The organism is Chromobacterium sp. Rain0013, assembly GCF_015291765.1.
In the GTDB taxonomy this organism is placed as follows: Bacteria; Pseudomonadota; Gammaproteobacteria; order Burkholderiales; family Chromobacteriaceae; genus Chromobacterium; species Chromobacterium haemolyticum.
Genome location: NZ_CP031514.1, coordinates 2559823 through 2585137, shown reverse-complemented (window position 1 = coordinate 2585137; position 25315 = coordinate 2559823). Strand labels below are relative to the sequence as shown.

The following is a 25315-nucleotide window of genomic DNA, read 5'->3' as shown; positions in this document are numbered from 1 at the left end:
GCCCGCTTTTCACTGCTTACCAGGCCAGGAACAGCAAGGACGCGCCCAGCAGCAGGCACAAGGGGGAATAGAAACGAGTGTCGTTGCGGGCGAAGCGGCTATCGCGAACGCTCTTGAACAAACCGACATAGCGGAATTCGCCGATGCCGCGCAACAGCAATGCGGCCGCCAGCGCCAGCAAACCCCAACGCACGGTCTCCATTTGCCAGAAGCGGGTCAGATGACCATGCAGCGCAACCGCCAGCGCCGACAAGGCCAGTACGCCGGCCACCGCGAAAGTGCCGCCGCGGGAAGGCTGGAACAAGGGCTTGCCGTCCACCTCGGGCACGGCCGCGCCCATTCCTACAGTGCCCCCCAGGGCCCAGTAGCAATGGATCAGACTGATAATCAGAAAAACAGTAATCAAAAACAGGCTCAGCATAAGCAGGTTCCCTTTCTAATTAAATGTTTATCGGAAGTTCAACCTCCCTTTGATTATAACACAATCCCATCTGCATTGATCTACCGCCAAAAAACGGCAACGCCGGACAAAGCCCGCGCGCGCTCGATAAGCTTTAAACAAAACAGCCCCCGACGCAAAACGCCGGGGGCTGTTTTTGGATTACGCTCGGATCACGCGGGGCTGGAGCCGCTTAGCGCGTGTTGACTTAGCGCGTAAACAGGCTCTTACTGCGCGTCCGCCTGGATCGCCGTCAGGGCGATGGTGTAGACGATGTCGTCCACGAGCGCGCCGCGCGACAGATCGTTGACCGGCTTGCGCAGGCCTTGCAGCATCGGGCCCACCGACACCACGCCGGCGGAGCGCTGCACCGCCTTGTAAGTGGTGTTGCCGGTGTTCAGGTCCGGGAACACGAAGACGTTAGCGCGGCCGGCCACTTCGCTGTCCGGCGCCTTTTGGCGGCCTACGGACTCCACGCTGGCGGCGTCGTACTGCATCGGGCCGTCAATCATCAGATCCGGGCGCTTTTCCTTGGCGATGCGGGTGGCTTCGCGCACTTTCTCCACGTCCGAACCGCTGCCGGAAGTGCCGGTGGAGTAAGAGATCATCGCCACGCGCGGGCTCAGGCCGAAGGCGCGAGCGGAATCGGCAGACTGGATGGCGATGTCCGCCAGCTGTTCCGCGTTCGGGTCCGGGTTCACCGCGCAATCGCCGTAAACCAGCACCTGATCCGGCATCAACATGAAGAAGATGCTGGACACGATGCTGGCGCCCGGCGCGGTCTTGATCAGTTGCAACGCCGGACGGATGGTGTTGGCGGTGGTGTGCACCGCGCCGGATACCAGGCCGTCCACCTCGTTCAGGGCCAGCATCATGGTGCCGATCACCACGCTGTCTTCCAGTTGCTCCTCCGCCTGCTGCGCGGTCAGACCCTTGCTCTTGCGCATTTCCATCATCGGCGCCACGTAGCGGCCGGCGGCCTCTTTCGGGGCCAGGATTTCAATGTCGGCCGGCAGCGTCACGCCCTGGGCTTCCGCCACCTGGCGGATGCGCTCCGGTTCGCCAATCAGCACGCAGCGGGCGATGCCCTTCTCGTGGCAGATGGCGGCGGCCTGGATGGTGCGCGGCTCGTCGCCTTCCGGCAGCACGATGCGCTTTTGCGAGCGGCGCGCGCTCTCGATCAGACGATGACGGAAGGCCGGCGGCGGCAGGCGCACTTCGCGCGGCTCGCCGATCTTCTGCACCAGCACCGCGGTGTCGATGCGCTCGGCCACGAAGTCGATCATCGCCTGCATGCGCTCGGCGTCTTCCATCGCCACGTGGCGGTCCAGATTGGCCAGCATGGTGCTGGTCTCATAGGTGTCGCGCTCGGTGGACAGAATGGTCAGGCCGGCTTGGCGCGCGGACTGGATCAGCGGCAGGATGCTGCCGGAAACCGGTTCGCCGCAGGTCAGCAGCAGGCCGGCCAGCGGCACGCCGCGCAGCATGGCCAGCGAGGTGGCCAACACCACGTCGCTGCGGTCGCCCGGCGTCACCACCAGGGTGCCCGGCAGCAGGCGTTCGGCCATTTTCTCCACGGTGCGGGCCGCCACCACGGTTTCGCGCATGCGCGCTTGCTCGATCTGGCCGGCGTGTTCAATCTTCAAGCCCAGCGCGCTGACCACGTCCAGCACGCGCGGCGCGTCCAGTTTGGCGTCGTACGGCACGCAACCCAGCAGCGGCGTGGCGCAGCCCAGCTCCGCCAGCTCGGCGCGCAGGCCGGCCAGATTGCCGCACTCCGCGCCGCGGTTCAGCAGCAGGCCGGCCAGTTTGCCGTTGCCGTCTGCGCCAAACTGACGCTGCACCAGTTGCACACATTCGGCGATGTCGCGCGCGCCGCGGCCGGCGCCGGACAGCACCAGCAGCAGTTCGGCGGACAGGCTGCCGGCCATTTCCGCGTTCAGGCGAATGGCGGTTTGCGCGTCGCTGTCCGGCACCAGGCCTTCAACGATCAGCACGTCGTGATTGTCGCGCGCCTGTTCCGCCAGGCGCACCACGTCCTCCATCAAGGTGGCCAGCTCGCCTTCGCGCAGCATGGCTTGAGCGCGGGCGAAGGGGATGGACGCCGGCGCGTCGATATTGCACAGCTGGCGGGCAAAGTGGCTGGACAGCTCGGCGCCCACGCTGGCGGGCTGCGCGATGGGCTTGACGAAGCCCACCTTGATGCCGTCGCGCTCCAGCGCGTGCACCAGGCCCAGGGTCATGGAGGTCAGCCCGGCGTCCGAACCATAGGAAGCCAGGAAAAACACTCGTTTCGGTTGTTGCGATGTCATGAGTTTTACTTTCGACGCGCGCTCCGCCGCAAGGCGGCCCGGCGTTCAGAATCAGGCGGCGGCCGACGGAGCGCCGGCCGCGCGATACAGACGCGGCTTGCGCCGCGAGACCCTATCAGATACCGGCCAGGTCGGCGGTATCCTTGGCGATCATCCACTCTTCGTTGGTGGCCATCACCAGCGCGGTGGTAGTGCCCGGCTGGCTGATCACGCCGGTGTTGCCGCGCACGGCGCGTTCGTTGGCGGCCGCATCCACGGCGAAGCCCAGCACCTTCATGTGGTTCAGGGTTTTTTCGCGCAGCAGGCTGGAGTTTTCGCCGATGCCGCCGGTGAACACCAGGGCGTCGATGCGGTCCAGCGAGGTGGCCAGGCCGCCCAGCAGGCGAGCCAGACGGTGGGCGAACATGTCCAGCGCCAGTTGCGCGTCCACATTGCCTTCCGCCGCCGCTTCTTCCAGAGCGCGGCAGTCGCTGGACACGCCGGAAATGCCCAGCAGGCCGCTCTGCTTGTTCAGCAGATTGTCGATGCCGTCCAGATCCAGGCCTTCCTTGCGGGCGATGAACGTCACCGCGGCCGGATCGATATCGCCGGAACGGGTGCCCATGATCAGGCCTTCCAGCGGGGTCATGCCCATGGTGGTGTCCATGCACTTGCCGTTCTTCACCGCGGAAGCGGAAGCGCCGTTGCCCAGGTGGGCGATCAGGATGCCGTGATTAGCCGGATCCAGCTTCAGCTCGGCCACGGTTTCGCCGGCGATGAAGCGGTGGCTGGTGCCGTGCATGCCGTAGCGGCGCACGCCGTATTCTTTGTAGAAACGCTGCGGCACGGCGTACATATAGGCCGGCTTGGGCATGGTCTGATGGAAGGCGGTGTCGAACACCACAACCTGCGGCAGCTTGGGGAAGGCTTTCTGCGCGGCGCGGATGCCCACCAGGTGGCCCGGATTGTGCAGCGGCGCCAGCGCGCAGCATTCTTCGATGCCGGCCAGCACTTCGTCGGTGATCAGCGCGGACGCCTGGAAGCGCTCGCCGCCGTGAACGATGCGGTGGCCAATGGCAACCACGCTGTCCAGCCACTCATGCTCGCCCATGAAACGGGTCAGCGCTTCCATCGCCTCGGCGTGGCTGCCGCCGTTCAGCGACTCCGTCTTCTTGCCTTCCGCGGTTTTGAAAATGATGCGCGAATCCGCCAGACCCAGGCACTCGGCCAGGCCGGACAACAGCGGCTCGCTGGAGCCCTTGGGCAGCAGCGCGAACTTCAGCGAGGAACTGCCACAGTTGATCACCAGAATTTCAGAAGATGTCGTCATAATATATCAGCGATTCATGATAAATAATTCGATAAACAAGCAGCGCCGCTCCGGGCGACGCTGCCAGCCAAAAACCACAGGCCGGAAGGCGCTCAAGTCACCTTCAAACCTTTACAGGAAAACAACTCGCGGGCACGTTTGACCTGCTCCGGCGTGGGAATCGGCGTATCCGCCAACTGGTATTCCATGCCCAGCTTCTGCCATTTGTCCATGCCCAACTGATGGAAGGGCAACACCTCAACCCGCTCCACCACACTGCCCAGGCCGGCAACGAAATCCGCCAGCCTGCTGATGTCCTCGTCGCCGTCGGTCAAACCCGGCACCAGCACGTAACGCACCCACATTTTCTTGCCCAGCCGTTGCAGGCGGCGGGCAAAGTCCAGCGTCGGCTGCAAGGGCTGGCCTGTCAGCGCGTGATAGCGCTCCGGGTCCGAATGCTTGATGTCCAGCATCACCAGATCCACCGCGTCGAACCACTCGTCGCTCACCCGCTCGTGCAAAAAGCCCTGAGTGTCCAAGGCCGTGTGCAGGCCGAAGCGGCGCTTGGCCTCGCGGAACAGCTCGCCCACGAAACCGTCTTGCATCAGCGGCTCGCCGCCGGACACCGTCACGCCGCCGGCGAACTTCAAAAAGCGCGCATACGGTTCCAGCTCCGCCATCGCCTGCTCCACCGTGACCTGGCGGCCGTTGTGCAGCTTCCAGGTATCCGGGTTATGGCAGTATAGGCAGCGGAACTGGCAGCCCGAGGTGAAGAAGACAAAGCGCATGCCAGGCCCGTCCACCCCGGCCCCGCTCTCCGTGGAATGCAGGTAACCCACCACGGATTCGGGAGACATGGCGTGTTCTTGCGGGACCGTGTCCACGGCGGTTTGGGTATCTGGCATGCGTTTGTGCTCCTATGGCCGACAGAGGCCGGCCCTTAACAGGCCGCCTTTTAAAGCATAGTGCGCGGTTCCGAACGGGGGCTATCCCCAAACGCCAGAGCCGAACACAAATGTTATTTTACGAACACATTTTATATTCTAAAACGAAAATATGTGTTTGATACAGGTCAAAAGCGTACATTGTGATGTGCGCACGCCACATCGCCCCGCTCACCCTCCCCGGCAAACCCTTGATTTACGTGGAGTTCCAGTTAAAACAGTCGTTAGTTTTACCTTGCACTGCAATATTTCCGCTCGTTCGCGAACATCGTCATAACACCCCGTCAGCATAAACCCGGCCCAGCAAGCACCGGACCGCAACTGAGCTGGATCAAACCACGGCCCGTTTTTGCAAATATCATTATCGGCAGCCGTCATACCAAAGCCATGCCATGCCCGCCGGACAACCGCCATGGAGAGGCGCCAATGAAATGGCCGCCCCCAATTCGGTGTGGGGCGGCGGCATAGCGGAGGAAGAAATGCGTTATCCGGGAGCGCGGCGGGAGGAATAACGATTGGCGGGGGCGTTTGGGTGTTGAATCCGCTGCGCGGAAGCCAGGGTGGTCGGCTCGCCGCCCCCCGTCGTGGATCAGGACTCGATCACCAACAAGTCTTCATAGAACGCGCCAAACTCGCCGGACGGATCGGCAATCTGGATTTCCAGAATCCACAAACCCGTGTCCGGGCATTGGGCGAAATCGCCCAAGCTGCCAGCCTTATAAATGGAGTGCGGAAAGTCCGACACCCGGTGGCCCTTGATGTCCAGATTCAGCCGCCAGCCCATCTGCTCCGCACGTTCCGCCGCGTACTGGTACAAGGCCGGGCCGGCCAGCCGTTCGCGCCGCCATTTCTCCGCCACTTCCTGCCACAGCTGGCGCGCCGCCTCGGCACAGGCCTGCTTGCGCGCATTATCGCCAATAACGAAGGTATCGCCGGCATCGCCCTCGTGGCCGTCCCAAACGATGCCCAAGTCGATGAAGAAGATATCGTCGTCCAGCAGCACATTGTCTGGATCGATCTGCTGCTTGAAGATTTTCAGCGTGCTGCGGCCAAAGCGGACGATGATGCCGTGCCAGATGCGGTCCATGCCCATGCTTTCCAGTTCCGCCTTGGCCAAATCCTTGGCCTGCTGCTCGGTCATGCCGGGGCGGATCTGCGCGGCGATGCGCCGCACCGCCGCCATGGTTTTGTCGCGAGCGGCGATCATTTTGTCCAGAGAGAAAGCGCTGCCCACCACTTCCGGAGGGAGAGAAACTGAGGTCATGAGGAGTGCCCTATCTTGAGGTAAAGACCAAGAGACGAATGGGCAAAGGATTATACCGCAGCGCGGCCAAATAATGACATTCAAATCACAAACCTAATCAGCCCGCCCGCCACTACAAACCCGAACGACGCCGCCGACTGCGCCTATGGCCGCGAATGCGGCGCGCACTTCGTCCAATGGCGAAAAGACAACCCCGGCTACCGCGGCCAAAGCCTGCTGGCGCGCATCACCCGCGACATCGACTTCCGCAAACCGGAACAACGCGGCTTCCGGGTGGGCTTCTTCAACTATCTGGAAGCCATGCTGACGCTGGCCGCGCGCAAGGTGGACGTGTTCGAGCATGTTGACGAACTGCACCGCCAACAGCAGGCGCAGGTCAAACGCAAGAATATGGAAAACCGCTCGGTGCGGAAGATAGAGAAGAAGTAAGGAAGAACGAACCCCGGCTTAGGCCGGGGTTTGGTTTGGGGGTGGGGCTTCTTGGAATAATCAGTGGTTAGCTGCTAGCAACTTACGATCCAAAGGCGACAGTCGGCGCTTTGGAAAGCGGATGATTAAGGTGCTAGCTTAGGGGCGACTGAATGGGGTATCCGCTTGATCTTCTAACGTTAGTAGTCAACGACCTGCTTTAGCGGGTCCGCTGGATTGACTTGCTATGCCTGGTGGCGGTGAAGACTTAATGCCGTCGTATATGAACGAAGCTATTAACGATCCAGTAACACCGAGAAAAATTGCAAACACACTTGAAATAGCCAAGGCAATTACAGGCTTTGCCTTAACAAAGTCGAATACTCTGTAGTACAGTTGCTTTCGAATTTGTTTTATCTCTTTTTGCACTGTATTAATTGTTTGATTAGACACGCGCTCGTTTCTTAGCCGTTCTTCGCACTCACCACACACAACAGGTTTATTGCAAGACTCAACCAGATCAGACTTAATGCCATTCATGTCGAAAAGGCATCCGCGCGTTTCATCATGAGTGAAACTTTGGGCTTCGCTAAGCCCCGGTATCTTGTTCCCTGAACGGAGATAGAGAAGTGTATTGGCATAGAGAACCCGAAGGATTGCATTTTCAAGCGGGATGTTTTCCCAAGCAAGAAACTCCCTAATTTGGCTGAACGTAAAGACGACCTGATTGTTTCCGAGCCGCCTGCAGTACCAGTTGTCTTCAATCGGAACGTTGACAATTGTCAAGAGAAAATCTGCACCGGAGAGGGCAGGAAGCTGCCTTCTCAAGAGGTTGTCGGAAAACTCCCAGTCAGGGCCATCTGAATCACAGCGCAAATCGAAATTATCAATACCCCCGACAAGCTCAAATGCTTCTGAGCTCCACGCGGAGACCCGCCGGAGGTTTAGATGTAACGGGAGGTGGCCGATTGTGACGAGCTTTATTTTTACTTTTTCCATATGTATTTTTATTCAAAAAGCATTGCGAAAACATATAGCATTACAAATAAATAATGCTGGTAGAGTGCTGTATCCCCTGAATAGCACAACAGCCGGGAAGCCCGCGCTCCAGGCTATTTTGAGATTCCAGGAAATATCTACGAGGATATTTGCAGCAATACGCGGCTCAGACAATGACATAGGGATTGCGCCATCCGCGGTGCAGGCTGTCATCCTGTGAACTCCTCTCGCTTACGGCTGCTTTGGAGCAATTTCCTTGATATCCGTTACCGGCAGTCAGCCGCCCCCAGCAAAGATAAAACTTTCCCACTCATAACCATCCCCTCCTCGCCGCCTCAATCCCCGCAATATCAATCTTCACCATCCCCATCATCGCGTCGAACACCCGCTTGGCGGCAGCGCGGTCCGGATCGGCCAGCGCTTCGGTCAGCACGCGCGGCGTGATTTGCCAGCTTAGGCCCCATCTATCCTTGCACCAGCCACAAGCGCTGGCTTGGCCGCCGTTGCCGACGATGGCTTGCCACAGGCGGTCGGTTTCGGCCTGGTCTTCGGTGGCCACTTGAAAGGAAAAGGCTTCGCTATGTTTGAAGGCCGAACCGCCATTGATACCCAGACACGGGATACCCAGCACGGTGAACTCCACGGTAAGCACGTCGCCTTCCTTGCCGGCCGGGTAATCGCCGGGCGCGCACAGCACCGCGCCGACGCGGCTGTCCGGGAAGGTGGCGGCGTAGAAGCGCGCAGCGTCTTCGGCGTCGCCGTCGTACCACAGGCAGATGGTGTTTTTGTTCATAACTCTCCTCCGGCGCGCTGGGGTTTCGCTGGCGACCAGAAAACATGACGTATAAATGAAACCATTTTATAGCACATAGGCATTTTTTGCGGCATTGATCCCAAACAACAGCGCATAAAAAAAGCCTCCCCAAAGGGAGGCTTGGCGTTGTGCCGGCTGGCCGTCGCGGTGGCCAGCGGCGTTGCGCTTACATGCTGCCGTGGAAGGTGCGGTTGATCACGTCCAGCTGTTGCTCGCGCGTCAGCTTGACGAAGTTCACCGCATAGCCGGACACGCGGATGGTCAGTTGCGGGTACAGCTCCGGGTGCTCCATCGCGTCCATCAGGGTTTCGCGCTTGAACACGTTGACGTTGACGTGGAAACCGCCGGCGTCGGAGAAGCCGTCCAGGCAGTTGGCCAGGTTGGCTACGCGTTCTTCTTCGCTATGGCCCAGCGCGTCCGGGGTGGCGGAGGCGGTCCAGCTGATGCCGTCCAGCGCGGCTTCATACGGCAGCTTGGCTACCGATGCGCCCGCGGCGACAAAGCCTTTCACGTCGCGGCCGTTCATCGGGTTGGCGCCCGGGGCGAACGGTTCGCCGGCGCGGCGGCCGCACGGGGTGTTGCCGGTTTTCTTGCCGTACACCACGTTGGAGGTGATGGTGAGCACGGATTGAGTCGGCATGGCGTTGCGGTAGAAGTGCGGCTGGGCCTTGATCTTCTCCATGAAGGTTTCGGTCAGCCATACCGCGATGCTGTCGGCGCGGTCGTCGTTGTTGCCGTAAGCCGGGTAGTCGCCTTCAATCTTGTAGTCCACCGCCAGGCCCGCTTCGTTGCGGATGATGTGCACTTTGGCGTACTTGATGGCGGACAGGGAGTCGGCGGCCACGGACAGGCCGGCGATGCCGCAAGCCATGGTGCGCAGGATGTCGCGGTCGTGCAGCGCCATTTCGATGCGTTCGTAGGCGTATTTGTCGTGCATGTAGTGGATGCAGTTCAGCGCCTTGACGTAAGTGGCGGCCAGCCAGTCCATCAGCAGGTCGAACTTGGGCATCAGTTCTTCGTAGGTCAGCACGTCGCTCTTGATCGGCTCGAAGCCCTTGGCCACTTGCACGCCGGATTTTTCATCCACGCCGCCGTTGATGGCGTAGAGCATGGCTTTGGCCAGGTTGGCGCGGGCGCCGAAGAATTGCATTTGCTTACCGATGCGCATCGCGGACACGCAGCAGGCGATGCCGTAGTCGTCGCCCCAGTGCGGACGCATCAGGTCGTCGTTTTCGTACTGGATGGAGCTGGTGTCGATGGACACTTTGGCGCAGAAGTCCTTGAAGCCGCGCGGCAGCTGGGTGGACCACAACACGGTCAGGTTGGGTTCCGGCGCCGGGCCCAGGTTGTACAGGGTGTTGAGGAAGCGGAAGCTGTTCTTGCTCACCAGGGTGCGGCCGTCTTCGCCCATGCCGCCGATGGATTCGGTTACCCAGGTCGGGTCGCCGGAGAACAGTTGATCGTATTCCGGGGTGCGCAGGAAGCGCACGATACGCAGCTTGATCACCAGGTCGTCGATCATTTCCTGGGCTTGTTCTTCAGTCAGCGCGCCGGAGGCCAGATCGCGCTCGATGTAGACGTCCAGGAAAGTGGCGACGCGGCCGAAGGACATGGCGGCGCCGTTTTGTTCTTTCACGGCGGCCAGGTAAGCGAAGTAAGTCCACTGCACCGCTTCGCGGGCGTTGACGGCCGGGCGGCTGATGTCGAAGCCGTACTTGGCGGCCATCTGCTTCAGTTCGTCCAGCGCGCGGAATTGTTCGGACAGTTCTTCGCGCAGGCGCAGCACGTCTTCGTTGAAAACGGCGTCGTCCAGATCATGGAATACTTTTTGGCGTTCGGCGCGCAGGAAGTCGGTGCCGTACAGGGCCACGCGGCGGTAGTCGCCAATGATGCGGCCGCGGCCGTAGGCGTCGGGCAGGCCGGTGATCACGCCGGATTTACGCGCGGCCATGATGTCCGGGGTGTAGGTGTCGAACACGCCCTGGTTGTGGCTCTTGCGATAGTGGGTCCACACATCCTTGATGACCGGGTCCAGCTTGAAGCCGAAGGCTTCCAGGCCGTTCTCAACCATGCGCAGGCCGCCGTTGGGCATGATGGCGCGCTTGAGCGGAGCATCGGTTTGCAGGCCGACGATGACTTCGCTGGCTTGGTCGATGTAGCCGGCGTCATGCGCGGTGATGGAGCTGCCGCGATCCGCGGATACATCCAGCACGCCACGGGCGCGTTCTTCTTTCAGCAACTCGCTCAGGGTGTCCCACAGCTTTTGGGTACGCGCGGTAGCGGGCGCCAGGAAGCTGGCGTCGCCTTCATACGGCTTGTAGTTCAGCTGGATGAAGTTGCGGACATCCACCTTGCTTTGCCATTCACCACCGGTGAAATCGCGCCAGGGGTTGGCTTGAGTCGCGTCACGATTCAGAGCATCCATGTGTGCCTCCTAGTAACTATCAGTAAATGTTGAGTACTGAACATATTGTACATTCGGTTTCGAAAAAAATCGTTTGATAAAGATCAACTGCCGCAGACTAAAACGCAGCCGGCCCCACAAACGCAGCGCCCGTAAAAAACCAGAAAAAACGCTTTATTTTCAATACCATGAAAACCATAGCAAACACGTCGTCATTGTAATCGGCGCATTACATTCGAAAACGAACATCAAACACGACTTCCGAGCACCGTCGCGGCCGGTTTTGCGGCTTCACGCCGCGCCGGCAGGGTGTGGCGCTCCAACAGGTAAACCACCAGGCCCACGCCCAGCGCGCCGCCGGCGATATTGCCCAAGGTGGCCGGAATCATATTGTGCAGGATGGCGGCGGCGTCCAGGCCTTGCATGCCGTGCAGCAGAGCCAGCGAGAAGAAGGCCATATTGGCGATGCTGTGCTCAAAGCCGGAGAAGAAGAACACGAAGACCAGCAGCAGGATCATCAGCATCTTGGCGGCGTCCCCGGCCATGCGCAGCGGCACCCACACCGCCAGACAGATCACCCAGTTGCACAGCGCGCCCTTCCAGAAAATTTCCCAACCGCCGGCGTGCACTTTGTGCGCGGCCACGTTGAACAGCAGGTGGTCGGCCGGCAGGTTGCCCATGCCGCCCGCTCCGGCGAACACCGCGGTGAACAACAGCACGCCCAGCAGATTGCCCAGGTAGACCATGGCCCAGCTGCGCAGCAGGTTGCACACGCGGCAATCGCCGCTGAGCACGCCCACGCTGAAGTACATGACGTTGCTGGTGAACAGCTCCAGTTTGCAAACGATGATGCTAACCAGAGCCACGCCAAAGAAGCCGGCCACGGCGATGTAGTAGCCGGGGGAGCCGACGGCGAAGAAGACCTGGCCCAGCTTGAGGCTGACGCTGAGCACTACGGCGATCAGCGCGCCGGCCATGCCGGCGCTTAACAGGTAGCGCCCAGGGTGCTGTCGCAGCACGGTCTGTTTGGAGGCGGCTTCGGCCGCGACATAGGCGAGTGTGGAGGCGTGGTTCATATTTTTCATTTCGCGAGCTTGGGCAGAGCCGCCTGCGTGCGGGTCAACCTTATTAGGAAGCCTATCAACTGACTATGCCGTCTCTAAGGCTGCCCGGCGGAGAGGCCGGCTCAAGCCCAGTTGCTGCAATGCGTTTGTTGGCTGCCTGGGTGGTTGGTTCCCACGCGAACGGGTGCACGGATTGTTGGTTCACGAAAATTTTATGTTCGGAATGCTTCATTCTTGTTTGATAACCATCAAACCTAGGTCTTTCCGTCGCGCGCTCGGATTCACAACTTTCTCACTGCTCATCCACTACATGCTTTTTGACTACTCAAGATCCAGCTGCGCCGCCTTTGTTTCCAGTAAGACGCCATCACCCGCCAAGTTTGCGCGATAAGCAACACAGACAAAACCCTTAAAAATCATAATTTTGCACCAAAAACAAACGTTTGAAATCCATGGACATGTTAGAAAACAACCAAATATTGTTCGTTTTGAAATATTTTTGTTCGTTTTCGAACATATTTTATGCCTTAAATTTCATATTTTCATACTTCCCGGAGCGTCGCCCGCTATGCTGATATAGTGGTTTCCCTAACGAAGCGCAGGCCGTTCCGCTGCTTGCAAGCCCCCTTCCCCAAGCTTCCCTCCCCAAGAAAAATCACAAAATATTCATTAATAGTCAACAGCTTAAATACAAACTCACAAGCAAAAAACCCGCCTAAACAGACAACAACAAGGCCACCTGCACACAAGAGCGAACATGCCATTGGAGTGTTCGAAAATGATGAAACTAGCCCGAACAACCCGTTATGGCATCGATTTTTCGACACCTCTACGCTCGAATCCATTCAGACATGAAAAGCAAAGCAACACGAAAGCAAGACAAATCGAAAATTGGCATACTTTTGAATTGAGCCATCTTTCATGAAACAATCATTCATAAAACACAATTTTGCGCAATTTAATGCCAATAAAACGAAATCATCATGTTATTTGTAAGTCATGGGTTCTAAATAGTATTTGTTCGGATGTTCGTTTTGCTTCAAAATAAAGTTGATTAGAATCAACTGATGTTCTGAAATGTGTAACCACCGCAGTACAACTGCCTATACCATGCACATCAATGAAAGCCGGCAATCACTAATCAGCGGTTCCAGCTACTGACCAAAAGTCTAGCAAGAGATGAAAACGACGCGCCGCCGAGCGACGCGCCAAAACGATTACCCCATTTGTCTTTTATGAAGGCCAATATCATGTCTCAAGCCGTTTCCACCCCCCTGCCCAAATCAGGCGCTTCGTCTTCCTGGACCAAGCAAGATACCGTCTGGATGTTGGGCCTGTACGGCACCGCCATTGGCGCCGGCACCCTGTTCCTGCCCATCAACGCCGGCATCGGCGGCCTGTGGCCGTTGATTGTTATGGCATTGCTGGCCCTGCCGCTGACCTTTTTCGCTCACCGCGGCCTCACCCGTTTCGTGCTGTCCAGCTCCAAGCCGGGCGCGGACATCACTGAAGTAGTGGAAGAGCACTTCGGCGTGGGCGCCGGCAAGCTGATTACCCTGCTGTACTTCTTCGCCATCTACCCCATCTTGTTGGTGTACAGCGTGGCCATCACCAACACCGTGCAGTCCTTCATGGTCAACCAGTTGGGCGTATCCGCTCCGCCGCGCGCCATTCTGTCGCTGATCCTGATTCTGGGTCTGATGGCCATCGTGCGCCTGGGCGAGAAGATGATCGTCAAGGCCATGAGCGTGCTGGTTTACCCGTTTGTCGCCTGCCTGATGCTGCTGGCCCTGTACCTGATTCCGGAATGGAACGGCGCGGCCATCCAGCAAGCCGGCAGCCTGGGCGACGCCCTGTCCCAAGGCGCCTTCTACAAAACGCTGTGGCTGGCCATCCCGGTAATGGTGTTCTCCTTCAACCACTCGCCCATCATTTCTTCCTTCTCCGTTGACCAGCAGAAGCTGCATGGCGACGCCGCAGAACCGGCCGCCGGCCGCGTGCTGATCCGCGCTCACGTCATGATGGTGCTGTCCGTGATGTTCTTCGTGTTCAGCTGTGTATTCAGTCTGTCCCCGGCCGACCTGGCCGCCGCCAAAGCGCAGAACATTTCCATCCTGTCCTACCTGGCCAACCACTTCCGCAACCCGGTGATTGAATGGGTGGCTCCGCTGATCGCCATCGTCGCTATCAGCAAGTCCTTCCTGGGTCACTACCTGGGCGCCAAAGAAGGCTTCAACGGCCTGGTGATCAAGCAACTGCGCCAGAGCGGCAAGTCCATCGAGACCGCCAAGCTGGACCGCTTCACCGCCGTGTTCATGATCATCACCACCTGGGCCGTGGCCACGTTCAACCCCAGCATCCTGGGCATGATCGAAACCCTGGGCGGCCCGGTCATCGCGATGCTGCTGTTCCTGATGCCGATGTACGCCATCGCCAAAGTGCCGTCCATGAAGAAATACTCCGGCGCTGCCAGCAACATCTTCGTGGTTCTGATCGGCCTGATCGCCATCTCCGCCATCTTCTACGATCTGTTCGCCTGATCGCACTCCTCTGACAGCCCGGCCGGTCACGGCCGGCCGGGTTCCTCAGCATCAAGCCAAGAGGTAACCAATCATGTTCAGCATGACTGATATCTACAAAATCGGCGTCGGCCCCTCCAGTTCCCACACCGTCGGCCCGATGAAGGCCGGCCACCAGTTCCTGGGCTCGCTCAAGGAAACCGGCCGCTTCAACCAAGTCACCCATGTCCACGTTGATTGCTACGGCTCGCTGGCCCTGACCGGCAAGGGCCACTGCACCGACCACGCCATCATCCTGGGCCTGGCCGGCAACCTGCCGGACACCGTGGACCCGGAACAAACCCCGGCCTTGATAGCCGATGTGGAAAAAACCCACCAACTGACGCTGGGCCGCACCCATCAGCGCGTGGGCTTTGATATGGACTTCCACACCGCCAACCTGCCGATGCACGAAAACGGCATGCAGATCCACGCCTTTGTTGGCGACGAATGCGTGCTGACCAAGACGTATTATTCGATCGGCGGCGGCTTCATCGTGGACGAGGAGCATTTCAACCAAAGCTCCTGCAGCGACACTCCGGTGCCGTATCACTTCCTCAGCGCGCAGCAGATGATGGATATGTGCGAGGAAACCGGCTTGTCCATTTCCGCGCTGGTGATGGAGAACGAAAAAGCCTTCCACGAAGCCAAGGATGTCGAACAGCATTTCGCCAAGGTGTGGGATGTGATGAAGACCAGCATAGACCGCGGCATGCGCACCGAGGGCAATCTGCCCGGCCCGATGCGGATTCCGCGCCGCGCGCCGGCGCTGCACCGCATGCTGACCAGCTCCTTGCAAGTGGCCAATGACCCGATGAGCGTCATGGACTGGGTCAATATGTACGCGATGGCGATGTCGGAAGAAAACGCGGCCGGCGGCCGCGTGGTCACCGCGCCCACCAACGGCGCCTGCGGCATCGTGCCGGCGGTGCTGGCCTACTACAACCACTTCATCCAACCGCTGGACGAAGACAGCTGCCTGCGCTTCTTCCTGTCTTCCGGCGCCATTGGCTGCCTGTTCAAGCTCAACGCATCGATCTCCGGCGCCGAGGTGGGCTGTCAGGGCGAGGTGGGCGTGGCTTGTTCCATGGCCGCGGCCGGCCTGACCGAGCTGATGGGCGGCAGCCCGTCTCAGGTGTGCATGGCGGCGGAAATCGCCATGGAGCACAACCTGGGCCTGACTTGCGACCCAGTGGGCGGCCAGGTGCAGATTCCCTGCATCGAGCGCAACGCCATCGCCGCGGTCAAGGCCATCAACGCCGCGCGCATGGCCATGCACCGCGTCAGCAGCCCCAAGGTGTCGCTGGACAAGGTAATTGCCGCCATGTACGAAACCGGCAAGGACATGGACGCCAAGTACCGTGAAACCTCCTGCGGCGGCCTGGCCCTGCAGATCGTGACCGAAAACAAGGTTGTGCCAACCCAGGCCATCCGCTGGGTGGACGACGCGGCCTGAGCTTAGGCCTGACGTCAAACGACAACGCCGCCGGGGCTAGCCGGCGGCGTTTTTTTGCGCTCAGCTCCTTAGGTGGGCCGCAACTGACGATGAGCCGCCTCCGCCAACCGCCCCAGTTCATCCCGCGCCAAGCCGGCCGACAAGGCATAGGCGAAGCGGCCGTCCCACCAATAAAACACATTCACCGGCCCCTGGCTGGCGAAGCGGAAGCCGACGTCGCGGCGCGGCTCGGCGGTGGTGGCTACGTATAAGGTCATGCGCTGCCCCGCGGCGTTGTGGTACATGAACTGGGCCACCGGCCCCTGCTCTCCCGGCAATAGCCGGCCGCCGATCAACTCATACCCTTGCGCGCTCAACAGCGGCGGCTTCACCCGGCTTTGCAGACGCTTGGACAGCCAGGCCACTAACTGGTCCTGATGCTCGGCATCGATTTCCACCGGACGTTTCACATCCGGGCTGTACACCACATGCGCCATCGCCGCCAAGCTGGGCAGGCGCTCCTGGCTGTCCGCCGCCGCGACCAACTGCGCAGCCGGCGCTTGCTGCTGACCACGCAGCAGCCAGCCGCCGCCGCCGCCCAGCGCCAACATCAATAGGGACGCGGCCGCGCCCTGCCACCATGGCATGCTCCACCCTAGCCGCGGCGGGGCCGGCGGCGGCAGCGCGGCGGACAGCAGGCGCGGCGGGACGGGCTCTCGCAAGGCCGGTTCGAACAAGGCGCCGATGTCGTCTTGCAAGCGACGGTAAGCCCGCAGCCGCTCCCGCGCCTCCGGATTGTGTTCCAAATAGGCCTCCACCGCCGCGCGCCGCTCAAGCGGCAAGGCGTCGTCCAGATAAGCCTGCAATTCCTGTTCCGTGACCGTTTTCATCATGCCCCTCCTCCTGCGGCCGGCGCGGCGCCCGTCTCCATCAAACCGCGCAAGCGTTCGCGCCCGCGGCTCAGCCGCGACATCACCGTGCCCAGCGGAATATCCAGCGCCGTGGCGATTTGCTGGTAGCTCATGTCCTCCAGCGCCAACAACAGCAGAACGGCGCGTTGCTCCTCGGGCAGCCGAGCCAAATTGGCCGCCAGCTCTCGCAGCGCCAGGCCGCGCTCCTGCGGCGCGTCCACAGTCAGCTCGGCCATATCCTCCGCCAGCGGCTGCCGCCTGGCGCCGTAACGGCGAAAATCGTCGATGTGCAGCCGGTGCATGATGCCGAACAGCCAGGGGCGCAAATCGCGGTCATCCCGCCATTGCCGCCATTTGCGCCAGGCTTGCTCCAGCGTGTCCTGCACCAGATCGTCCGCCGAGCCGTGATCAAACACCAGGGCGCGGGCATAACGCCGCAAACGCGGAATGCAGTCCACCAATAAATGGTGGAAGCGCTGCTGGGCGGCCTCGCTCATCCAGCGGCGGGGGCCAGCACCCGGACAATGGCCTTGCGCGTCAAATCCACCTCCGCGATACCCAGGTCTTCGTTCAACACCCAAGCCTTGCCGCTGTCGCGGCTGAAGCTGATGGCCTGGCGCGGCCCGCTGAAGCCCGTGATTTCCCCCACCGCCTTGAACGCAGGCAAGGCCACCACGGTGAGCGAGTTGCTCTTGAGATTGCCGGAATACAAGAAGCGCCCGTCCGGCCGCAAGGCGGCGCCGTAAGGCTCCTGCCCCACTTTCACCGTCTTGATCACGGCCCGGCTGGCCACATCCACCCAGGACAGCGTGTCCGCGCCGCTATTGGCGGCGAACAGGCTGCGGCCGTCGCCGCTGACGGAGATGGCGCGCAGCTTGTCGAAGCCGCCCACCTCGGCGCGAGCCTCCAGCTTGGCCGCGTCCACCAGGGTGATTTTGTCGCCCAGGAAGTTGGTGACGAACACGGTGCCGTCGTCCGGCGACACCTTGATGCCCTGGCGCGGCTGGGCGAAGCCCGTCAGCACTTTTTCCACCCTCCATTGCGGCAAGTTCACCACGGTCAGGCTGCCGGCGGCCTGATTATTGACATACAGCCGGCTGCCGTCGCGATTCAGCGCGGTGCCGAAGGCCCCCGGCCCGATCGCCAGGCTGGCTTCCCGCGTCCAACTACCCGCGTGCCAGCGCTCCACCACGCCCTTGCTGCTGTCCGAGACGTAGAAGCGCTCCCCGTCCGGGGAAAACACGATATTGCGCGGCGTAACGAAGCCCGGCAGCTCGCGCAGCAGCTTGCCGGCGCGCAAGTCATAGGCCAGCAGCGTGCCGCGGGAGCTGTTGCCGGCCAGCGCCAGGGTTTCCGCCGGGTTGACCGCCAGGGTGTTGTTGCGGATTTGCGGATCGAAAGCCGCCGGGTCCTGCGCCCAGGCCAAGGGCGCCGACAGCGCCGCCAACAGCAGCGCGGCCCGCATGTTAACGCGCCACATGCCACATCTCCTTGAAACCATCGCCCGCGCGCTCGCCCGGCTTACTGTCCTTGGCGAAGCGGTACAAGGGTTTGCCCTGATACGCCCACTGCGCCTGACCGTCGTCGCGGCGTATCCGGCTGAAGTCCGCCGGCGCGCTGTCGTCGGCTGCCGCCAGCAAAGGCGGCCACAGCGCCGCGCACGCCTGATTGCACACGCTGCGGCCGCTGCCGGCCGCGTCCTTGTCGAAGACATACAGCGTCATGCCCTGCGCGTCCACCAGCGCGCCGTCGCGCATCGACGCCGCCTCTCCGGCCAACACGCCCGCGCTCAGCGCCATCAACGCCACCGCCATCCATGTTTTCATCGCAAATCCCTCCCGTTGTAGAACACACGGCGGCTGCCGGCCCAAATCTCAAGGCCCCGCGCCGCGGCGTTCCATCTTGGCGAAACCGCCGACCATTCGGCGTCCAGTACGGGGTATACGGATGGCGTGCGCGGTTTATTCCCGCCGCGCAGCGTTTTTTTTTTCAGTTCCTGCCGCCAAACCATGAAAAAACCGCCGGTTTCCCGGCGGTTTTGTGCGAATGGCCGTCAGCGCTTAGAACGTGTTTACGATCTCGCGAGCTAAGGCGAGACAAGGCGAAAACGGCTGAAGAAGCGGAGTGTACATAGAGTACATGAGCATTCTGAAGCCGGCACTCATCGCACAATGTCTCTACCGACGCGCAGCAGATCGTCAACAGGGTCTCAAGCCGGCGCCATTCCCACCCAACCCTGCGGAATCGACTCCAACAGCTTGCGGGTATAGCTCTCCCGCGGCTCGCGGTAGATCTGGTCCGCGTCCGCCTGCTCCACCACTTCCCCCTTGTTCATCACCATCACTTGGTCCGAGATGTGTTTCACCACCGCCAGGTCGTGCGAGATGAACAGATAGGACAGACCGTATTCGTCCTGCAGGTCTTGCAGCAGGTTCAGCACTTGCGCCTGCACCGACACGTCCAGCGCCGACACCGATTCGTCGCAGATCAGCACTTCCGGTTTCAAGGTCAGGCAGCGCGCGATGGCGATGCGCTGGCGCTGGCCACCCGAGAATTCATGCGGGTATTTCTGCAGCGCCCCCGCCGGCATCCCCACCTTGTCCAGCAGGGTTTGCGCCAGCTGGCGCCGTTCGCCGCCGTCGCGGCCGATGCCGTGCAGCTGCATCGGTTCGCTCAGGATCTGCTCCACCGTGAAGCGCGGGTTCAGCGAGGCGTAGGGGTTCTGGAAGATGATCTGGATGCGGCGTTTGTAGGCGTGGAAGGCCTTGGCGTCCATGCCCAGCAGGTCCTGACCGTGGAAGAACGCCTGGCCGCCGCTGGCCTGGTGCAGCCGCACCAGGGTCAGGCCGACGGTGGTCTTGCCGGAGCCGGATTCGCCGACGATGCCCAGGGTTTTGCCCTTGGCCAGTTTGAAGGACACGTCCTTGACCGCGTGGAACTGGCGTTTGCCGAACAAGCCTTCGCGCACGTCGAAGGATTTGCTGAGGCCCCGCACGTCCAGGATGATGTCGTCGTCCGCCCGGTAGCCGCGCTCGCGCTGCGGCGGTTCCACGTAGCCACCCGGCTGCAGGAAGTCGTCGATCACCGCCAGCCGCTGCGGCCGCCGGTCCAGGTGCGGCCGGCAGGCCAGCAGCGCCTTCGTGTAGGCGTCCTGCGGCGCGTCGAAGATTTGCTGCACATTGCCCTGCTCGCGGATTTCGCCATGACGCATGACGATGACTTCGTCGGCGAACTCGCCCACCACGCCCAGGTCGTGGGTGATGAACAGCACCGCCATGCCGTGCTTCTTCTGCAGGTCCGCGATCAGTTGCAGGATCTGCTTCTGGATGGTCACGTCCAGCGCGGTGGTGGGTTCGTCGGCAATCAGCAGCTTGGGTTCGCAGGCGATGGCCATCGCGATCATCACCCGCTGCTGCTGGCCGCCGGATAGCTGGTGCGGGTAGCTGTCCACCTTGCTTTCCGGTTCCGGCAGGCCCACTTCGCGCAAGAGTTCGATCGCGCGCCGGCGCGCGGCGCGGCGGCCCAGCTTGGCGTGCAGCATCAGGGCTTCCATGATCTGCTCGCCCACGCTGAACACCGGGTTCAGCGAGCTCATCGGTTCCTGGAAGATCATCGCGATGTCTTTGCCGCGCAGCGCGCGCATCTCGGCGCCGCTGGCCTTGAGCAGATCCCGCCCTTGCAGCAGGATCTGGCTGTCCGGGGCGATGTGCGCGTGCTGTGGCGACAGCAGCCGCATGATGGCCATCGAGGTCACCGATTTGCCGGAGCCGGATTCGCCCACCAGCGCCACGGTGCGCTTGGCCGGGATGTCGAAGCTGACGCCCTTGAGCGCCTGGAATTCGCCGCCGTTCTCCTGGCGGAACGCCACTTTGAGGTTGCGCACCGACAGCAGGGTCTGGTTTTGGGTCATAGTCTGTTCTCCCCCGCTCACTTCGCCGCCGCGCGCGGGTCCAGCGCGTCGCGCAGCGCATCCACCAACAGGCTGAAGGCGGTGACCAGCAGCGACATGGACAAGGTAACCGCCAGCATTTGCCACCAATAGCCCTGGATCAGCTCGGTGGGTGCTTCCGCCAGCATCGAGCCCAGGCTGACCTGGCGCACGCCCACGCCGAAGCCAAGGAAGGACAGGATGGCTTCGTACTTGATCAGCGCCACGGTGAGCAGGGAAAACTGCACCAACAACAGGTGGGAGATATTGGGCAGGATGTGGACGAACATTTTGCGGGCATTGCCGGCGCCGATGGCGTCCGCCGCCTGAACGTATTCGCGGCCCTTGAGCTTCAGGTATTCCGCGCGCACCAGACGGAAGGTGCCGGTCCAGCTGGTCAGCGCCATCACCGCGACGATGGTGGTGATGCCGCGGCCGGAGACGGCGGCGAAGGACAGCAGCAGCAGCATGTCCGGCACCGAGGTGAACACGCTGTAGAACCAGCCCAGCGCGTCGTCCACCTTGCCGCCGAAATAGCCGGCCGCCGCGCCCAGCGCGCAGCCCACCAGCAAGGCCGACACCGCGCCGAACACGCCGACGAAGATGGAGGTGGAGGTGCCTTTCAGGGTTTTCTCTATCACATCGCGGCCGCGCAGGTCCGCGCCAAAGGGCAAGGTGGCGCGCTTGGGCGCGTCCGCCTGCGCGTATTCGCCCACATGTTGCCGCGCCTGTTGCAGCTCCTTGCCTATCGGGTCCTCCTCCAGCGTCATGGCGACGATGGGGGCGGACGCCTGGGCGAGCTTGGCCGGTTCCGGCGGCAGTACATCGTCGGCGGAGGCCCGCACCCAGCTAGGCGGCGCGTAGGGCACGGCGATTTCGTCGGTCCAGCTGCCGCCCACCAGATTGAACCAGCCGCCCACGGCCAGCAGCAGGTAGACCGCCACGATCCACAGCGAAACAAAGCCCACTTTCTTGCGTTTCAGCCTTTGCCAGCCCAGCGCCCACAAGCCGCGCGAGGGGGCGGCCGGCGCGGCGCCGGCGGTATTGTGCAATGTCGTCATCTCCAGCCCTCTCTCACTTGAGCTGCACGCGCGGGTCGATCAGCTTGTAGACCAGATCGCCCAGCAAATTGAACACCATGGTGGCGATGGCGATATAGATGGTGATGGCCTTGATCACCGGGAAATCGCTCTTGTTCACCGCCATCACCACTTCATTGCCCATGCCGGGAATGCCGAAGAAACTTTCCAGCACCAGCGCGCCGATCAACATATAAGGCAGCGACATCATCACGCTGGTCACCACCGGGATCAGCGCGTTGCGCAACACGTGCTTGAGCATCACCGTGCGCTCGGACAGGCCCTTGGCGCGCGCGGTGCGCACATAGTCCTGGCCGATTTCCTCGACGAAGAAGCTGCGGTAGAAACGGATATCCGGCCCCAGGGACACCATCAGGCCCATCAGCAGCGGCAGCGGCACATAGACGAAGAGGTTGATCCAGAAGGAGTCCCCCCAGCCGCGCACCGGGAACCAGCCCATTTTGAAAGCCAGGAAATACTGGCCGGCGATGATGTAGACCAGCGCGCTGACCGACATGGCCACGGTGCAGGCGATGGTGACGATGTGATCGGTGAGGCCGCCGCGAAAATAGGCGACCAGCGCCGCCAGCGGGATGGCGATCAACAGATCCACCACCAGCATGGCGCCGGTCAGCGTCAGCGAGGGGCCGACGCGGCTGCCGATGATGTCGGATACCGGTTGTTGAGTGGACCAGGAGGTGCCGAAGTCCAGCGTCAGCACCTGTTTGACGAAGAGCCAGAACTGCTCCGGCAAGCTTTTATCCAGGCCCAGCTGGGCGCGGATATTGGCCAGCACGTCCGGCGTCAGGTGCTTGCCGGCCAGCACCAGCGACGGGTCGCCGCCCACCAGGGTGAACAGAGTGAAAACCAGCAGCATGACGCCGAGCAGGGTCGGGATCATCTGCAGAATGCGACGGATGATGAATGCGGACATGGCGCTCTCCTTTACTTCTGCACATCCAGGAAACGCCAGATGGCGTTGAAATTGGGATGCACCTTGAAACCACGCACCCAGGGCTGGGCCACGCCGTTGACGAAACGGATGTCACTGAAGATCCACGGCGTGTCGCCGGCGACGATCTTGTTCATCCGATCGTACAGCGCATTGCGCTCCGCACCGTCCGCCAGCAACCGCGATTGCCGGTATAGCGCGTCGTAGCGCGGCGACTGATAGCAGGCGTAGTTGGAGCCGCCGGTATTGGGGCCGTACAGCAGCTGCACGAAGTTGTCCCCGTCGGGATAATCGGCGTTCCAACCCGCGCCTACCAGACCGTATTTGCAACCCTGTAGCGCCTTCACCTGTTCATTCCATTGCATCACCCGGAAGTTGACGCGAATCTTGATGCGGTCGAAGGCCTTTTGCCAGTACTCGTTCCATTGCTTGTCGATGGCGGAAGGGCCGGTGACGAAATCGATGGCCAGCGGCTGGCCGTCGGGCTGGCGACGGTAGCCGTCCGCGGCGATCTTGTAGCCGAACTGGTCCAGCAAGGCGTTGGCCAGCGGCGGGTTGAACGGGTAGGCGGCACGGAAGTTGGGATTGTGGCCGGCGACATTCGGCGGAACGATGTACTGCATTTGCACCGCTTGGTTGCGGCGGATGTCGCGTATGGTTTCGCGCTGGTCGAAAGCCATGGCGATGGCGCGGCGCAGCGCGATGCGCGCCTTGCCGTAGCCCCCTACCGTGGGGTCTTGCATATTGAAGGCGTAGAAGGTGACGCCCTCTTCCAGCGAGCGGCTGAGCTGGATGCCGCGCTCGCGGTATTCCGCTTTCAGTTCGGCGCGGCTGGCGTCCTTGGGGTCCAAGCGCAGCACTTGGCGTATCAGCGGCTGCGGAATGCTGGGATTGCCGCTGAATAGGTCGACTTCCCCGCTTTTGAACGCCAACCAGGTGGGCTGTTCTTCCGGAATCACCGCGATTTCGATACGGTCGATCTGCGGATAGCGCTTGCCGTTCATCTGCCGCGCGATGGCCTGATCGCGCGGATCCGGCCCCGGCTCGTAATGGAACACCTCCTGACGGAAATTGGGATTGCGCACCAGGCTGATGCTGGTGCCCGGCTTCCACGCCTTCAGCATATAGGGGCCGGTGCCCACCGGGTGGGCATTGGAATTATCTCCGTAAGCCTCGATCACTTCCCGCGCCTGGGCCTGCACCCAGCTGCCGGCCAGCATGAAGGGCAAGGGAGGAAAGGGTTGCAGGAATTTGAGTTGCAAGGTGTAGCGGTCCAGCGCGCGCACGCCTTCCACTGGCTCGTCATAGTTCAAGCGCCCCTTGCCGGCTTTCTTGACCAGCGCCTGCAGGCCAATCAGCTTGTCGGTGAAGGCGTCGCTGAGCGGTGAGGCTACGGTGGGGTCCGACAGGCGCTTGATCGAGAACACAAAATCCTCCGCCGTCAGCTCGCGCCGTTTGCCCTTGAACGCCGGGTCCGGGGCAAAATAAATGCCCTGCTTCAGGTGGAAGGTATAGGTCTTGCCGCCGTCGCTGACAGTGGGCATGGCCGTGGCCACGCCGGGCACCACCTTGACCGGCCGCGCCAGGTAGTCGAAGGTCAGCAGCGAGTCGTAAATATGCTCGTTCACCGCCGCGGAATAAACATCCGAGATTTTGGCCGGATCGAAACCGGTTTCCTGCGCGTTGAACGAGGCGTGCAGCACCTTTTCCGCGCCGGCCGCCGATGCCGCCGCGCCCCCCCACGCCATCAGCGCCAGCAGCGCGCATCGCTTCAGGCTCATGATTTTCTCCTTTGTTGTCTCTCCGGCCTGGCGTCTTGCGCCGGCCGATTATTATGTTGCCGTTCTAGCCACGGCTTAGAACCGGTTTACGATCTGCTGCGCGTCGTGAAACGTGGCTCGGTGAGCGCGCCTTCAAAAGGCTCTACCGTGTGAACACTCCGCTTTTTCAGCCGTTTTCACCCCGTCTCGCCCTTGCTCGCAAGATCGTAAACAAGTTCTTAACACTCATGAACAACGTGCGCCGGCTCTGCTTGTTGACAAGCGGCGGCGGCGACGCCATCGTAAAAGTATCCCTTCGAACCACCCCAGGCGGCCGCATTGTCCGCCCGCCTTTCACTTCGCTCAGGAGCGCATCATGAAAACAACGCTAGCGCTGTCCCTGCTGGCCGCCAGCCTGCTGACCGGCTGCGCCACCCAGGCGGGCTATGCGCAAAAGGTCTACGGCTGGCAAGGCCGCGACGTCAACGAGATGCTGGCGCAATGGGGCGCGCCCACCAGCCAGCTGACCATGCCCAACGGCAATCAGCTCTACACCTACCGCAGCGCCTACAGCCAGGAAATGCCCTATCAGGGCGGCTTCTACAACTACCCGTGGGGCTTCAGCGGCGGCGGTTCGGTGTATTACCGCTGCACCACCAACTTCGTCGCCGACCCCAAAACCCACACCATCCTGACGGTGAGCTTTGAGGGTAATGACTGCGTGGCGCCGCCTAAGAATTAAGAGCCGGTTTACGA

At 61.4% G+C, this 25315-nt stretch carries 21 protein-coding genes; 4 read left to right on the top strand and 17 right to left on the bottom strand.

What is annotated here, in order from left to right:
- Positions 1-16 precede the first annotated feature (16 nt).
- From DXT74_RS12105 to DXT74_RS12085, 5 genes are all read right to left on the bottom strand, one after another.
- Positions 17-421 carry a DUF3995 domain-containing protein gene (locus tag DXT74_RS12105; RefSeq protein WP_043638989.1) on the bottom strand — a complete coding sequence of 135 codons (405 nt, stop codon included), beginning with the start codon at positions 419-421 and terminating at the stop codon, positions 17-19.
- Positions 422-666: 245 nt separating this feature from the next.
- Positions 667-2751, bottom strand: a complete 2085-nt coding sequence (gene pta / locus DXT74_RS12100) for a phosphate acetyltransferase (protein WP_114154353.1) — start codon at positions 2749-2751, stop codon at positions 667-669.
- Positions 2752-2866: 115 nt separating this feature from the next.
- Complete coding sequence (locus DXT74_RS12095; protein WP_043638994.1) at positions 2867-4060, bottom strand: acetate/propionate family kinase; 1194 nt, start codon at positions 4058-4060, stop codon at positions 2867-2869.
- A 92-nt stretch (positions 4061-4152) separates the two neighbouring features.
- The gene (gene pflA, locus DXT74_RS12090; protein ID WP_019100689.1) at positions 4153-4944 is read right to left on the bottom strand and encodes a pyruvate formate-lyase-activating protein; all 792 of its coding nucleotides are present in this window, start codon (positions 4942-4944) and stop codon (positions 4153-4155) included.
- Positions 4945-5572: 628 nt separating this feature from the next.
- Positions 5573-6247: a M24 family metallopeptidase gene (locus DXT74_RS12085; protein ID WP_194426061.1), complete on the bottom strand. Its 675-nt coding sequence runs from the start codon at positions 6245-6247 to the stop codon at positions 5573-5575.
- A 273-nt stretch (positions 6248-6520) separates the two neighbouring features.
- On the opposite strand from DXT74_RS12085, the gene DXT74_RS12080 reads away from it, so the two are divergent.
- Positions 6521-6676 (top strand): hypothetical protein, encoded by a 156-nt coding sequence (locus tag DXT74_RS12080; protein ID WP_194426060.1) that lies wholly within the window; start codon positions 6521-6523, stop codon positions 6674-6676.
- Positions 6677-6862: 186 nt separating this feature from the next.
- Here the strand turns inward: DXT74_RS12080 and DXT74_RS12075 are convergent, their stop codons facing one another.
- From DXT74_RS12075 to DXT74_RS12060, 4 genes are all read right to left on the bottom strand, one after another.
- Positions 6863-7654, bottom strand: coding sequence for a hypothetical protein (locus DXT74_RS12075; RefSeq protein ID WP_194426059.1), 792 nt, complete (start codon positions 7652-7654; stop codon positions 6863-6865).
- Positions 7655-7964: 310 nt separating this feature from the next.
- On the bottom strand, positions 7965-8447 hold the full coding sequence (locus tag DXT74_RS12070; RefSeq protein ID WP_194426058.1) for a VOC family protein: 483 nt from the start codon (positions 8445-8447) through the stop codon (positions 7965-7967).
- A gap of 187 nt (positions 8448-8634) precedes the next feature.
- Complete coding sequence (gene pflB / locus DXT74_RS12065) at positions 8635-10893, bottom strand: formate C-acetyltransferase (RefSeq protein WP_194426057.1); 2259 nt, start codon at positions 10891-10893, stop codon at positions 8635-8637.
- 227 nt (positions 10894-11120) lie between these two features.
- Positions 11121-11948 carry a formate/nitrite transporter family protein gene (locus DXT74_RS12060; RefSeq protein WP_194426056.1) on the bottom strand — a complete coding sequence of 276 codons (828 nt, stop codon included), beginning with the start codon at positions 11946-11948 and terminating at the stop codon, positions 11121-11123.
- A 1238-nt stretch (positions 11949-13186) separates the two neighbouring features.
- Between DXT74_RS12060 and DXT74_RS12055 the strand changes: the two genes are divergently transcribed.
- Both DXT74_RS12055 and DXT74_RS12050 read left to right on the top strand, forming a co-directional pair.
- Entirely contained in the window at positions 13187-14476 is a 1290-nt protein-coding gene (locus DXT74_RS12055) for an HAAAP family serine/threonine permease (protein ID WP_107733099.1), read from the top strand.
- A gap of 73 nt (positions 14477-14549) precedes the next feature.
- Entirely contained in the window at positions 14550-15950 is a 1401-nt protein-coding gene (locus DXT74_RS12050; RefSeq protein ID WP_019102854.1) for an L-serine ammonia-lyase, read from the top strand.
- 68 nt (positions 15951-16018) lie between these two features.
- Here the strand turns inward: DXT74_RS12050 and DXT74_RS12045 are convergent, their stop codons facing one another.
- The 8 genes from DXT74_RS12045 to DXT74_RS12010 all read right to left on the bottom strand — a co-directional run bounded on the left by DXT74_RS12045 (position 16019) and on the right by DXT74_RS12010 (position 24580).
- A complete protein-coding gene (locus tag DXT74_RS12045) occupies positions 16019-16822 on the bottom strand; it encodes an anti-sigma factor (RefSeq protein ID WP_194426055.1) in 804 nt (267 codons plus the stop codon).
- Positions 16819-17337 carry an RNA polymerase sigma factor gene (locus DXT74_RS12040; RefSeq protein ID WP_194426054.1) on the bottom strand — a complete coding sequence of 173 codons (519 nt, stop codon included), beginning with the start codon at positions 17335-17337 and terminating at the stop codon, positions 16819-16821. The genes DXT74_RS12045 and DXT74_RS12040 overlap by 4 nt, the downstream gene beginning before the upstream one ends.
- On the bottom strand, positions 17334-18320 hold the full coding sequence (locus DXT74_RS12035; RefSeq protein ID WP_043638999.1) for a YncE family protein: 987 nt from the start codon (positions 18318-18320) through the stop codon (positions 17334-17336). Before DXT74_RS12035 ends, DXT74_RS12040 begins: the two co-directional genes overlap by 4 nt.
- The gene (locus tag DXT74_RS12030; RefSeq protein ID WP_194426053.1) at positions 18307-18666 is read right to left on the bottom strand and encodes a hypothetical protein; all 360 of its coding nucleotides are present in this window, start codon (positions 18664-18666) and stop codon (positions 18307-18309) included. Before DXT74_RS12030 ends, DXT74_RS12035 begins: the two co-directional genes overlap by 14 nt.
- Before the next feature lie 383 nt (positions 18667-19049).
- Positions 19050-20750 (bottom strand): ABC transporter ATP-binding protein, encoded by a 1701-nt coding sequence (locus DXT74_RS12025; protein ID WP_194426052.1) that lies wholly within the window; start codon positions 20748-20750, stop codon positions 19050-19052.
- 17 nt (positions 20751-20767) lie between these two features.
- A complete protein-coding gene (locus DXT74_RS12020; protein ID WP_043641404.1) occupies positions 20768-21829 on the bottom strand; it encodes an ABC transporter permease in 1062 nt (353 codons plus the stop codon).
- Positions 21830-21842: 13 nt separating this feature from the next.
- Positions 21843-22781, bottom strand: a complete 939-nt coding sequence (locus DXT74_RS12015; protein ID WP_043641406.1) for an ABC transporter permease — start codon at positions 22779-22781, stop codon at positions 21843-21845.
- Between the two features lie 11 nt (positions 22782-22792).
- Entirely contained in the window at positions 22793-24580 is a 1788-nt protein-coding gene (locus DXT74_RS12010) for an ABC transporter substrate-binding protein (protein ID WP_194426051.1), read from the bottom strand.
- 355 nt (positions 24581-24935) lie between these two features.
- Between DXT74_RS12010 and DXT74_RS12005 the strand changes: the two genes are divergently transcribed.
- On the top strand, positions 24936-25301 hold the full coding sequence (locus DXT74_RS12005; RefSeq protein ID WP_043641409.1) for a hypothetical protein: 366 nt from the start codon (positions 24936-24938) through the stop codon (positions 25299-25301).
- Positions 25302-25315: the final 14 nt, after the last annotated feature.

Excerpts from the sequence above, each read along its gene's own strand:
- DXT74_RS12025 (WP_194426052.1), bottom strand. The coding sequence starts at position 20,750 with ATGACCCAAAACCAGACCCTGCTGTCGGTGCGCAACCTCAAAGTGGCG.
- DXT74_RS12040 (WP_194426054.1), bottom strand. The coding sequence starts at position 17,337 with ATGAGCGAGGCCGCCCAGCAGCGCTTCCACCATTTATTGGTGGACTGC.
- DXT74_RS12055 (WP_107733099.1), top strand. The coding sequence starts at position 13,187 with ATGTCTCAAGCCGTTTCCACCCCCCTGCCCAAATCAGGCGCTTCGTCT.
- DXT74_RS12010 (WP_194426051.1), bottom strand. The coding sequence starts at position 24,580 with ATGAGCCTGAAGCGATGCGCGCTGCTGGCGCTGATGGCGTGGGGGGGC.
- DXT74_RS12105 (WP_043638989.1), bottom strand. The coding sequence starts at position 421 with ATGCTGAGCCTGTTTTTGATTACTGTTTTTCTGATTATCAGTCTGATC.
- pflA (WP_019100689.1), bottom strand. The coding sequence starts at position 4,944 with ATGCCAGATACCCAAACCGCCGTGGACACGGTCCCGCAAGAACACGCC.
- DXT74_RS12070 (WP_194426058.1), bottom strand. The coding sequence starts at position 8,447 with ATGAACAAAAACACCATCTGCCTGTGGTACGACGGCGACGCCGAAGAC.
- DXT74_RS12015 (WP_043641406.1), bottom strand. The coding sequence starts at position 22,781 with ATGTCCGCATTCATCATCCGTCGCATTCTGCAGATGATCCCGACCCTG.
- DXT74_RS12045 (WP_194426055.1), bottom strand. The coding sequence starts at position 16,822 with ATGATGAAAACGGTCACGGAACAGGAATTGCAGGCTTATCTGGACGAC.
- DXT74_RS12030 (WP_194426053.1), bottom strand. The coding sequence starts at position 18,666 with ATGAAAACATGGATGGCGGTGGCGTTGATGGCGCTGAGCGCGGGCGTG.
- pflB (WP_194426057.1), bottom strand. The coding sequence starts at position 10,893 with ATGGATGCTCTGAATCGTGACGCGACTCAAGCCAACCCCTGGCGCGAT.
- DXT74_RS12085 (WP_194426061.1), bottom strand. The coding sequence starts at position 6,247 with ATGACCTCAGTTTCTCTCCCTCCGGAAGTGGTGGGCAGCGCTTTCTCT.
- DXT74_RS12050 (WP_019102854.1), top strand. The coding sequence starts at position 14,550 with ATGTTCAGCATGACTGATATCTACAAAATCGGCGTCGGCCCCTCCAGT.
- pta (WP_114154353.1), bottom strand. The coding sequence starts at position 2,751 with ATGACATCGCAACAACCGAAACGAGTGTTTTTCCTGGCTTCCTATGGT.
- DXT74_RS12035 (WP_043638999.1), bottom strand. The coding sequence starts at position 18,320 with ATGTGGCGCGTTAACATGCGGGCCGCGCTGCTGTTGGCGGCGCTGTCG.
- DXT74_RS12005 (WP_043641409.1), top strand. The coding sequence starts at position 24,936 with ATGAAAACAACGCTAGCGCTGTCCCTGCTGGCCGCCAGCCTGCTGACC.
- DXT74_RS12075 (WP_194426059.1), bottom strand. The coding sequence starts at position 7,654 with ATGGAAAAAGTAAAAATAAAGCTCGTCACAATCGGCCACCTCCCGTTA.
- DXT74_RS12020 (WP_043641404.1), bottom strand. The coding sequence starts at position 21,829 with ATGACGACATTGCACAATACCGCCGGCGCCGCGCCGGCCGCCCCCTCG.
- DXT74_RS12060 (WP_194426056.1), bottom strand. The coding sequence starts at position 11,948 with ATGAACCACGCCTCCACACTCGCCTATGTCGCGGCCGAAGCCGCCTCC.
- DXT74_RS12095 (WP_043638994.1), bottom strand. The coding sequence starts at position 4,060 with ATGACGACATCTTCTGAAATTCTGGTGATCAACTGTGGCAGTTCCTCG.